This is a genomic window from Vibrio injensis, assembly GCF_001895205.1.
Taxonomy (GTDB): Bacteria; Pseudomonadota; Gammaproteobacteria; order Enterobacterales; family Vibrionaceae; genus Vibrio; species Vibrio injensis.
Genome location: NZ_BDJF01000011.1, coordinates 193,092 through 204,686 on the forward strand (window position 1 = coordinate 193,092; position 11,595 = coordinate 204,686).

Consider the following 11,595-nt stretch of genomic DNA (forward strand, 5'->3'; position numbering starts at 1 on the left):
AATTGACCAATTAAGGATGAATTATGTATAGCCGAATCGAACAAGCGTTATCACAAATGCCAGCCATGCTTAGCGAGTTTCTAACGCCTATCGTCACGGCCGAGCGCTTTGATGCGACACTTTCTGCTGAACAATTCCATCAATTATTGACTTTATCAGGATTAAACGACGCCGATCTCAGAGTCGCTTTACTGCCACTCGCTGCGGCTTATGCATACGTGCCAATTTCCAACTTTCATGTCGGAGCGATTGCTCGAGGAGTGAGTGGTCGGCTCTATTTTGGCGCTAATATGGAGTTTTCCGGAGCGCAGCTAGGACAAACCATCCATGCTGAGCAAGCCGCGATTAGTCACGCGTGGATGAAGGGTGAACAAGGCATAGCCAGTATGACGGTCAACTATAGTCCTTGTGGTCACTGCCGACAGTTTATGAATGAATTGAACACCGCTCCCTCTTTAACCATTCAACTGCCACAACGTGAAGAAAAGTCCTTACAATATTATTTACCTGAATCTTTTGGTCCAAGTGATTTGGGAATTCAATCTGCATTAATGACCCCGATTGATCATGGTTACCGTAGTGATGATCAAGATGCGTTAATTCAAACCGCCATCTGCGCACTCAACCGTAGTCATGCACCTTATACCAATAATCTCAGTGGCGTAGCTTTGCGCAGTGCTTCTGGTGCTGAATACAGCGGCGCTTATGCCGAGAATGCCGCTTTTAATCCAAGCTTACCACCGTTACAAGTCGCGTTAATCCAATTGCGTATGGCAGGGGAAGAATTCACCGACTTAGCGGGCGCTGCGTTAGTCGAGATGGCACAAGGTCAAATCAGCCATTTAGCTGATACTCAAGCGACCCTCGAAGTGATTAATCCAGACCTCCCTTTGTCTTATTTAGCACTCTAATCTTAGTCAATATTGATTACTCGTCGCGTTAGTATATTGATGAGTAATCAATAACAACCCGATTTTATTTATCGCACTCATGCCCCGACTTGATTTCATCCAACCCAAATAGCAAACGTTTTCTTTTTCACACGATTCCAGTATCATTGCCGCTGTTTTTATCTCTCAAGAAGAAGTCAATGCCACTTAGGTATTGAGTATGAATAAGGATTTTTTATGTTGGGAACGGCTACTCTCAATAGTGCAACACGGGTGCTATTACTTGGTTCAGGCGAGCTTGGTAAGGAAGTCGCCATTGAATGTCAACGCCTTGGTTTAGAAGTGATTGCGTGTGATCGCTATGCGAACGCCCCTGCGATGCAAGTCGCTCATCGTTATCATGTTTTCGATATGCTTGATCCACAAGCACTACAACAAATCATCGAGCAAGAACAACCACACTATATCGTGCCCGAAGTCGAAGCTATCGCCACGGATAAACTGGTCGAATTAGAAACACAAGGTTTCACGGTTATCCCAACCGCCAAAGCCGCTCAATTGACGATGAATCGAGAGGGCATTCGCCGCCTCGCTGCTGAACAGCTGTCACTACCAACCTCCAATTATCAATTTGCGGATAGTTATGAGCAATTCGTGCTCGCTGTCGAGCAAATCGGCTTACCTTGTGTCTGTAAACCGATCATGAGCTCTTCCGGTAAAGGTCAGAGTGTTTTAAGAAGCCCTGAGGATATTGAACAAGCCTGGCACTATGCTCAACAAGGTGGACGTTCAGGAGCAGGCCGAGTCATCGTCGAAGGTTTTGTTGATTTTGATTATGAAATCACCTTATTAACGGTTCGCGCTATCGATGGTGTCCATTTTTGCGCTCCTATCGGTCACCGACAAGAAGACGGTGATTATCGTGAGTCTTGGCAGCCACAAGCGATGTCCGAAAATGCCTTAAAAGCCGCTGAATATGTAGCAGAGGAAATTGTTAATGCGCTTGGTGGCTATGGATTATTTGGTGTTGAACTGTTCGTCAAAGGCGACCAAGTCATTTTCAATGAGGTCTCCCCTCGCCCACATGATACTGGCATGGTGACGATGATTTCCCAGGATTTATCAGAATTTGCACTGCATGTTCGCGCATTTATCGGTTTACCTGTCGGAACGATAACTCAATATGGGCCTTCTGCTTCAGCCGCGATTCTTGGTCAAGGTTTTTCAAACAACATCCAATTTTCAGGATTGGATGACGCTCTAAGCATTCCAACCGCTCAGGTTCGTTTATTTGCGAAACCGGATATTGATGGGCGTCGTCGTTTAGGTGTTGCTTTAACGCGTGGTAAGACGACAACGGAAGCAACGGATAGAGCGATAGAATGTTCTAAAGCGATAAAGATTGAGTACTGAACCATCCTTGAAGCTGCAGGGGGCCAGACGGTCCCCCAATGATTATAAATAATTATGTAATTAGAGATAAAAATCGAGCCAATATCGCTAAAGCGTCAAGCGCTTCAAGCTGGAAAGACATACACGTTAAACAAAAAGAGCAACACCACTCTACTTGATTTTTTCTATCGTCTCCGCTACGTACACAGCACCCTTACGTATTTCTTCAATTAATGTTTTAGTAATATTTAACTGATTATTACATTCCGTCACCTTGGCACGTACGCTATCTAGACTCGCTTCTGAGGTTGTCGTTAATTCGGTATTTCTTTTGACAATAGTGCTAATTTCATCGGTCGCTTTAGAGGTATTGGCTGCAAGTGATCGAACCTCATCGGCAACGACTGCAAATCCACGGCCATACTCGCCAGCTCTTGCTGCTTCAATCGCCGCATTCAATGCCAATAGGTTAGTCTGATCAGCGATACTAGAAATGGTGGTAACGATTTGCACAATCTGTTTAGATTGTCCGGCTAGTTGCCCCATTAACTCATTAGCTTTATTGACCGTAGCTTCAATATCTTGTGCACTAGCGGCTGCATCTGCCACCATTTTGGAGCCATCGTGAGTTAAAGAAACGGTTTCTTGAGAACGCTGCTCGGCAATCAGAGTCGCCTCTTCTATCCGTTTTGACCTTTGTATTCTATCGGTTATATCACTAGCAAATTTAGTGACTCGAACCACCTTACCTTGATCATCAAAAATAGGGTTGTAGGTCGCTTCGATCCAAATTTCTTCACCATACTTAGTCAAACGTTTAAATAATCCCGCTTGAAACTTACCTTTCGCTAATTCGATCCAGAATTTAGGATGTTCTTGATGAAACGCATCATCGCAAAAAATACGGTGGTGTTTGCCAACAATTTCATTCAATTGATAACCAAGCGCCGCTAAAAAATTTTTATTGGCTTCAACAATTGTCCCATCCGGCGTAAAAGAGATCACTGCCATCGATTTATCTACCGCATTAAAAACGGCCGCCTGTGAATCTAATTTTTGTTTCGCTTTAGTCACATCACTGGCAATTTTAATCACCTTATAGACTTTACCTTGCTGATTTTTAATCGGTATATAGGTCGCTTCGATCCAAATTTCTTGTCCGCCTTTGGTTAAACGACTGAACGTTCCCGATTGAGACTGGCCTTGAGCAAGCTGCTGCCAAAAAGTTGCATAAGCCGGAGAATCACTCACTTTTTTAGCACAGAACATTCGATGATGATGCCCTTTAACCTCATCTAAACCATACCCTGTCACTTGCAAGAAAAGCTTATTTGCAGATAACACTTCACCTTGGGGAGTAAACTCGATGTAGGCGGTATGATTACCGATTGCCGCAAGAATATCGCCCGCGGCGATTAACTGGTCACGCTCTTGAGTAACTTGTTTTAATTGTTTGGACTGCTGATTAAAAAACATAAAACGATCCTTATTATCTACGGCTGGGGCTTTAAAAGGGCTTGATTAGCAAATCCTTGATTACAGTTTATATCATTCTATCCAAAACCTCAGGTTCTTTATCTTTTTATCAACCAAACCTCTTCAGCAAAATAACTGACTCCTTTTTTAACGCTTTCCGGATGCTGTGCATTCACTTCCTCCCGAGCTAAACGCTGGATATCAAAGCCATTAAATAACTGACGAATTTCTTGTTCATTGACGCTAAATGGTGGGCCACTACGCTCTTCTTGAGGGTAATCTAAACTGATCAGTAATAGTCTACCTCCGGGATTCAATAAGCTTTTTAAGCGCTCAGCATAATGTACTCGCATCTCTTCTGGGAGGGCAATTAAGGCCGCGCGATCATAAATAATATCAACCGGAACCAATGGCGCGGTGAAAATATCCCCAGTATAAAGAGTCAGTTCATCAAATTGATAACTCTCATGCTGTGCAGAAAGTTGAGTCACTAATGGCGTATAAAAATGCTCAGCAAAAAATGCCCTTACCGCTATCGGACTCAGTTCGACACCTTGTACATTATCATGCCTAGCAGCTAGCCAGACTAAGTCTTCACTTTTTCCACACAAAGGAACAAAAACGTTATCACTGCGTTGTGGTAACGTCGCTGACCAATATTCCATGAGTAATGGATTAACGTCATCAAGATGAAAACCAAGCTGATTTGCCGCCCATTTGTTATGCCAAAATTCTGGATCTCTCATTTTTCTCTACCATTGTATTATTAAAAGACGACTAGCTTACTGATACGCTAAGTACGCAAAAGGCTGCATTATGCTGTTGTCATCAATAAGGCTCAACATCAAATGTGAAGGATATACATTTCTTTACATTCGAATGTGGAACTGTGGATCTAATCAAGTGTCTCAACACTGTGACCAAAGCCATATTATTGAAATAGAGAAGATCGTTTAGGTTGAATTCGTTTCAGTCACCCCAACTTAAACCTTAGTGGCTTCTGTTTGTTGTTGGATTAGCGTTCTTTTAAGTCCTTCTTTTGACCTAAACAACGCAAGCTAAGGAGAATGAATGAGTCTATTGCTAAGAACAACGGCCCTCATGCTATTCATGTTAAGCCGAGCCCCTGCCTTCGCCGCAACCATTCCGGTCAATGTATCGTCTCAAACGCCTCAAGGAGAATATCAAAATGAAATCAATGCCCAACGTTTTAAGCATAGTTTAAGTGGTTTATACGGTATTCAAACCACACATCACTCGGTTATCCAACCGTATAGCAACTTTGATGAACTCTATCAAAAAGCAAGTGATGCTCAACTAGAGCTCGAAACGTTATGCACTAGCGCCGCAATGTTGACATCTGCTAAAGCGTTATTTTCTGGAACCAAATCTCGTTCAAGAGCGCTCGAAAAAATTGCATTAGAACTCAATGGCCAACCAGAACGAATTACCGATTTAGCACGCGCAACCATCATTGCTGACGATGTACCAAGTTTGGTGGAAGCTTATGAAGTGTTAGGACGCGAAGCAACGATCGTAAAAGTAAAAAATCGCTTTAAAACACCAGCGGCCTCTGGTTATCGTGACCTGAATGTCTTAGTCGAACTACCGAAAAGTAAAATCATTGCCGAGGTTCAATTGCACTTAAAAGCCATTGCTGAGGTAAAAAGCGGCCCTGAGCATCGTTTGTATGAACAAATACAACGTATTGAACGTCAAGCCAGCCGGGAGCAAAGACCTCTTAACGATTGGGAATTAGCCAAAATTCATCAAATTCGCCATCAATCTCTCAACCTATATCAACAAGCTTGGCAACCTTACATTACGACAAATATCCAAGCAGCTTAATTTAAATTTATTACCCCAATAATAAAGAACGCAGAGTCTCGCTGGCTCTGCGTTCTTTTGTTGATGTTTTGTCTATCAACGCGTTAGTTTTTGAGCAAACTAAACTGAGTTCAATAATTCTTATTATGATTAATCAAAATAAACCACTAACTCAACATTCTCACCTCGTGCTTGCGCATCCAAAGTGAAATAGACATGACCTGCTTTTTCTACTGGTATCGATAGATATTCATAACTATCTACGCTCGTAGAAGCCCATTGATGAGAGGCTCGACTTGCCCATTGGCCAAAGCTGGCAAAAAGATCAACATTACTGTTTGTGGATTGTGTTGGCGTCATCCACACCTGAACCGTACTCACTCCCTCTGGAACATAAATGGCGGCATAACGACGCTGATTAACCAGCAAAGTTTGACTCTGGTTTTCTTCTAGTCGAATTGGACGTAAGTCATCCTGCTCTTTGGGGGGCAAGCTGACCTGCTCGGTTTGAATTTTTGCTGAAAGTATTACATCAGAAAACGCTGCTCTTCCAGTAACACTAATGTAATAGCGACCAGCTTGTACATAACCATCAGCTTGTGGTTCTAAGTTAATGGTTTCATTACTACTGCCACTAATAAAGTCACTGAATTGATAGTCATAATAATGAGCAACTTGGTTATAACTCATGTATAAATCGGCGTCGCCTTGCCCTGTTATCGACACCTGAAAACTCAAACTGCGTTCAGGAACATCGATATAAAAGCGTTGCTCGGAAAGATAGCTACCGTGTAATGTTATTGGTTGATTAACCACTAATTCTATCGGTTGCGCCTCTTGTGGTGGCTCAGGTGTGGGATCCACCGTTTCTGGTTCTTCAAGCTTTAACGTATCTAACCAACGCGAAAAAGCTTCATCGTGCTGAGCACCCAACTGCTTAACGATTTCAGCCCACTGTGCATATTGACCTTGTCTTGCCAACGTCAACAAGCGCTCCACTTCTTGAGGATGTTCTTCAAGCATATAGCGCACCGCGAGATACCCCCAACGATAAATACGATTAGTATCATGAGAATAGGTGGTCGCCATAACATCAGAAAGACTCATTTTTCCCTGTTGAATCGTGCGAATAGCAGCATCGTAACCTTGTTTGTAATGCATGTATTCCGCAAAACCTTCTAACCACCAAACCATATATCCATGAGCAAGATTCTCACCAAAACCACCGTATAAATTGAATCGTCCATCCAAATAATGCACATACTCATGCTCAAGGTTAAGAATCGATAGCGCATCTTCACCGTTAGCATAACGGTAAGCGATAAATCGTGCCCGATTGTTCGGATCGGCTGGATTGCCCTCTAGATACTGACCACCATTATCCGTCGTGTTATTAAACAAAAATGCGGAATAATCGACGTAACTTTGGTTATTCGCAAACACCACAACTTCTACTTTGTCATTCAAATCGTCGGCTACCGGTAGACCACCGCTGTTGACAACCTGATGGAAATCTTGCTCTTTCGCGTTGAGAACCGAACAGACTTCACGCTCTTGTTGTATGGTCAAATCTTGCGAACGAACAATCGCTGGGCCATCACATTGGTGCCAATTAGGTAATATACGCGCTGCCAGATTGTCTTTTTGAGCTTCTATATTTATGTCAGCAATCGCATCTGGAGCAAAATGCTGGAGCATTTCTACCGCAGCTAACCATAACGTTTCATGTTCACTACCCAACGGGTAACGTTGTAACGTATCTAGCATCACTTGTTTCGCTTGTTGGCGAGTGGCTAACTGAGGAGAAGCTAATAACCGTCCTGTTTCTCGAACGGCATTAAATACTAAAAATTTCGCATCCGTGGTTAATGCCCATTGGTTATTTTGCGCAAATCGTTCTAGATTATCGATATGCTGTGGATTAAGAGCTAAGTATTGATAAAACTCATCTCGTCCAATATGACCAGCCATAGCTCTAAATAAATTATTCAGTCCATCAACCCATTGAGTATTTTGGGCCGTGTCAGGGGTAAAATGGGCCAATAGCGCCATCATACTGTCCATCGTCAATGGCAATTGTTTAATGCTATCTGCCATCAGGCTCATGTTTTTAAAAGCATCGACTTGTTCACGACCTTGATTAATCACATGAGGAGAGCGTAGGAACTGATTGATCGCTTGTGCAATACGCTCGCTTAGTGCTTGAGAAAACGGCTGATGTTCGCCTTGGGCATAAAAGCGTACATAATAAGCCGCACGAATAAATTCGCTTAAATTTTTAATGACCTTCGCTTGCTCCGCCAGACCTTGATACTCATGGACTTTATCCATGAGTTCATCCTGAACCCTCGCGATACTCGGCTCACTGTATAAATCGTTGAGGCTATCTACTCCAGCGCTATACCATGAACTGTAACATGCGTGATCGGCATCGATTATACTAACTAATCTATCCTCTGCTTGAACTAATTCAGAAAAATAACAGCGATGATCAGCCAAACTCGCTGAAGAAAAAGCCAACAAACAGGCCAATACTAATGGGCGTTGACGATGTAGAGGAAAAGTAACCATATAACTCACTCCAAAGCGCCAGTGAGCTTTCCTAACAATTTGAATAACAATTAATGAGATACGCCATTCATATAGGGAAAGACTATCGCCCATTAAGATGGCAGGCACATTATTGGCATCCAGTTGCTTAGGCAAACTTAAACTTAGGCACTTTATTATTGATTGAACAGAGGCGTGGTTATACGTATAGCGGCAGAGATATGAAACTAGGTTAATTTAAAAATAAGAGGCTGCTTCCAAAACAAAAGTTAAGAAAGGCTTTTCTATCAACAGGTTAAGTAAAAACAACGAGGCCATACGGAGAGTATGGCCTGATACGATGTGTTGTTATTTTTCTACTGGGATATTTTCGACCCGGGCTTTTAACTTTTGTCCGGGACGAAATGTAACGACACGTCGAGCTGAAATAGGAATATCTTCCCCCGTTTTAGGATTTCGACCTGGTCTCTCACTTTTATCTCGCAGATCGAAATTACCGAAACCAGAGAGTTTTACTTGTTCGCCATTCTCAAGTGCTTTACGAATTTCTTCAAAAAATACTTCTACCGTGTCCTTGGCATCCCGTTTACTAAAGCCTAGTTTTTCGAACAGGTTTTCAGCCAAATCGGCTTTTGTGAGCGCCATAAACTTTCCTCAAAGCTAGGTTAAACTTTGCTGTATTAAGCAGCATCAAAATCATTTTTGTTCAGCCAATCAAAGACATATCGGCTCTGTTGAAAAGTGTATGCCAAGCTTATGATTTTCGCCAACTTTTTTATTATGAAGGATATCGACTGGGAAGCCTTTAGAATGGTACGTTTTACATACAGCAACAAGATTAAACTCTAATATTTTTTTAAATAAAAAATTTAAAGCTAAAAAAGTAATTATATATAACTAAAATCAGAATGTATGACTAAAAAAACAAACGTCATCTTTATTGAACTTGATCTTGAATTTTTGTAAATAATCTTAAAAATCATACTGTTGTTTTTATAATTCTAAAATTAAACCTAAAAAAAGCAGATCACGTTGATCTGCTTTTTGGTATTACTGCATGTATTGAACCAGGTTAATCTCGCAGCGTTGCAGAGTATTGGTTTGCCACTGCTTGAACAATATTGTTCACTGCAGCAGAAATATCCGCATCTTCTAGCGTTCGCTCAGACGATTGTAAGATAAGCGCAATAGCTAAGCTCTTCTTACCATCTTCAACGCCTTTACCAATATAAACATCAAACAGCTTAGCATCACGTAATAGCGAACCTCCAGCCGCTTGACAGGTTGCAACGACATCCCCAGAAGCAACACTTTGATCGACAACCAGAGCAATATCACGACGATTTGCAGGGAACTTGGACAGAGCCACCGCTTCTGGGATCACTTTGGTATTAATCGCTGACCATTCGATTTCAAATACGATAGTACGACCATTTAAACCAAATTTACGCTCAAGTTCTGGATGAACGGTACCAATCACGCCTATCTCTTTACCATCTAGTACAATGGCAGCAGCCTGACCAGGATGCAATGCCGGATGCTGCGTTGCAGTAAACTGATAAGCTCGGCCATTCGCAGTTAAATCGAGGATTGCTTCTACATCGCCTTTTAGATCAAAGAAATCAACGCTAGCCGTTTCCATGTTCCAATGTTCATCACTACAAGTACCAGCGATCACACCAGCCAGCATAGGTTCTTGACGCATACCATTTTCAGCAGCTTGATCGGGAATAAAACGCAAACCTTGCTCAAACAAGCGTACGCGCGGCTGTTGACGTTTCTGGTTGTGCACCACTGTATTCAGCAAGCCTTGGATTAAGCTAAGGCGCATTGCTGACATATCGGCAGAAATTGGGTTTGGTAAAATGAGGGGTTCTATATTCGGAACCACTAGTTTTTGCTGTTCTGGTTCAACAAAGCTATAAGTGATAGCTTCGTGATAACCACGATCCACTAACAAATCACGCACACGCTTGAGCGGTAAACGCGCTTCTTTGTGGACATTCATATTTAATGCTGCTTGAGGTGCTTGATTAGGGATATTGTTATAGCCATAAATACGACCGACTTCTTCGACTAAATCTTGCTCGATCGCGATATCAAAACGCCAAGTTGGTGCAGTCGCCAGCCAACCTTGTGACGTAGTTTCTACTTGCATACCAAGACGTTGTAGAATTTCTACCACATCAGCATCGGCGATAGTATGGCCAAGTAAATTATCCAATGTCGTACGACGTAAAGCGACTTTATTAGCACTTGGAAGATGCTGATCAGATTGAGCCGTGATGACTGGTGCCGCTTGACCTCCACAAATATCAATCAGGAGTTGGGTCGCTCGCTCAAGAGCCGCTTGCTGTAACTCGTAATCCACACCACGCTCAAAACGCATTGACGAATCCGTATGTAAACCATACCGACGTGCACGTCCGCGAATATGATCTGGCGCGAAGAAAGCCGACTCTAATAACACATCTTGCGTGCTTGAACTTACCCCAGAATGCTCACCACCAAATACACCGGCAATCGCCAATGGTTTATTATGGTCAGCAATCAATAAAGTATCTGGATTAAGCGTTGCTTCAGTGCCATCAAGGAGAATTAACTTTTCATCTTGCTCAGCAAGACGTACCACAATACCACCCTCAATCTTTGCCAGATCAAACGCGTGCATTGGCTGACCTTGCTCTAGCATGACATAGTTAGTGATATCGACAATCGGATCGATCGAACGAATACCGCAACGACGTAACTTTTCCTGCATCCATAACGGTGTCGCAGCGTTCACATTGACATTTTTGACAATTCGCCCGAGATAACGCGGACAAGCGGCAGGTGCTTGGATATCAATTGTTAAGGTATCGGTAATTGACGCCAAAACTGGCTCAACCGATGGCTCAGTAATATCCATACGGTTAAGTACACCCACTTCACGCGCCAATCCACGTAAGCTGAAACAATCAGCACGGTTAGCCGTAAGGTCTACATCGATGGTGACATCATTAAGGCCTAAAAACTCACGAAAATCACAACCAATAGGCGCATCTGGCGCTAATTCCATGATTCCGTCAGATTGAATGTCAATCCCTAATTCCGAGAATGAGCACAACATGCCGTGAGAAGGCTGGCCACGTAATTTGGCTTTCTTAATTTTGAAGTCACCTGGCAGTACAGCGCCAACGGTAGCAACCGCAACTTTCAAGCCTTGACGACAGTTAGCCGCGCCACAAACGATATCAAGTAATTCGTCTTCGCCGACATCAACTTTAGTGATACGCAGTTTATCAGCGTCAGGATGTTGACCACATTCAACCACTTGACCAACTTTAACACCGTTAAACACGCCAGCAACAGGGAGGACGTCATCGACTTCTAACCCTGCCATAGTAATTTGATGGGTCAATTCGTCAGTGCTAACCGCAGGGTTTACCCACTCACGAAGCCAAGATTCGCTAAATTTCAT

General features: G+C 42.8%; 8 protein-coding genes. 3 read left to right on the top strand and 5 right to left on the bottom strand.

The features are described from left to right. Positions 1-23 precede the first annotated feature (23 nt). Together cdd and purT are read left to right on the top strand one after the other, a co-directional pair. On the top strand, positions 24-911 hold the full coding sequence (gene cdd, locus BSR11_RS04205) for a cytidine deaminase (RefSeq protein ID WP_072669224.1): 888 nt from the start codon (positions 24-26) through the stop codon (positions 909-911). Between the two features lie 216 nt (positions 912-1,127). Next, positions 1,128-2,303: a formate-dependent phosphoribosylglycinamide formyltransferase gene (gene purT / locus BSR11_RS04210; RefSeq protein ID WP_072669225.1), complete on the top strand. Its 1,176-nt coding sequence runs from the start codon at positions 1,128-1,130 to the stop codon at positions 2,301-2,303. Positions 2,304-2,453: 150 nt separating this feature from the next. Here the strand turns inward: purT and BSR11_RS04215 are convergent, their stop codons facing one another. Both BSR11_RS04215 and BSR11_RS04220 read right to left on the bottom strand, forming a co-directional pair. Beyond that, complete coding sequence (locus BSR11_RS04215) at positions 2,454-3,758, bottom strand: methyl-accepting chemotaxis protein (protein WP_072669226.1); 1,305 nt, start codon at positions 3,756-3,758, stop codon at positions 2,454-2,456. Between the two features lie 98 nt (positions 3,759-3,856). After that, positions 3,857-4,504, bottom strand: a complete 648-nt coding sequence (locus tag BSR11_RS04220) for a thiopurine S-methyltransferase (RefSeq protein WP_072669227.1) — start codon at positions 4,502-4,504, stop codon at positions 3,857-3,859. A 325-nt stretch (positions 4,505-4,829) separates the two neighbouring features. Between BSR11_RS04220 and BSR11_RS04225 the strand changes: the two genes are divergently transcribed. Then, positions 4,830-5,606, top strand: coding sequence for a RelA/SpoT domain-containing protein (locus BSR11_RS04225; protein ID WP_072669228.1), 777 nt, complete (start codon positions 4,830-4,832; stop codon positions 5,604-5,606). 129 nt (positions 5,607-5,735) lie between these two features. Here the strand turns inward: BSR11_RS04225 and BSR11_RS04230 are convergent, their stop codons facing one another. The 3 genes from BSR11_RS04230 to pheT form a co-directional block, all read right to left on the bottom strand. Further along, positions 5,736-8,156: a M9 family metallopeptidase gene (locus tag BSR11_RS04230; RefSeq protein ID WP_083544849.1), complete on the bottom strand. Its 2,421-nt coding sequence runs from the start codon at positions 8,154-8,156 to the stop codon at positions 5,736-5,738. A 327-nt stretch (positions 8,157-8,483) separates the two neighbouring features. Beyond that, positions 8,484-8,780, bottom strand: a complete 297-nt coding sequence (gene ihfA / locus BSR11_RS04235; protein ID WP_072669229.1) for an integration host factor subunit alpha — start codon at positions 8,778-8,780, stop codon at positions 8,484-8,486. 427 nt (positions 8,781-9,207) lie between these two features. Next, the gene (gene pheT, locus BSR11_RS04240) at positions 9,208-11,595 is read right to left on the bottom strand and encodes a phenylalanine--tRNA ligase subunit beta (RefSeq protein WP_072669230.1); all 2,388 of its coding nucleotides are present in this window, start codon (positions 11,593-11,595) and stop codon (positions 9,208-9,210) included.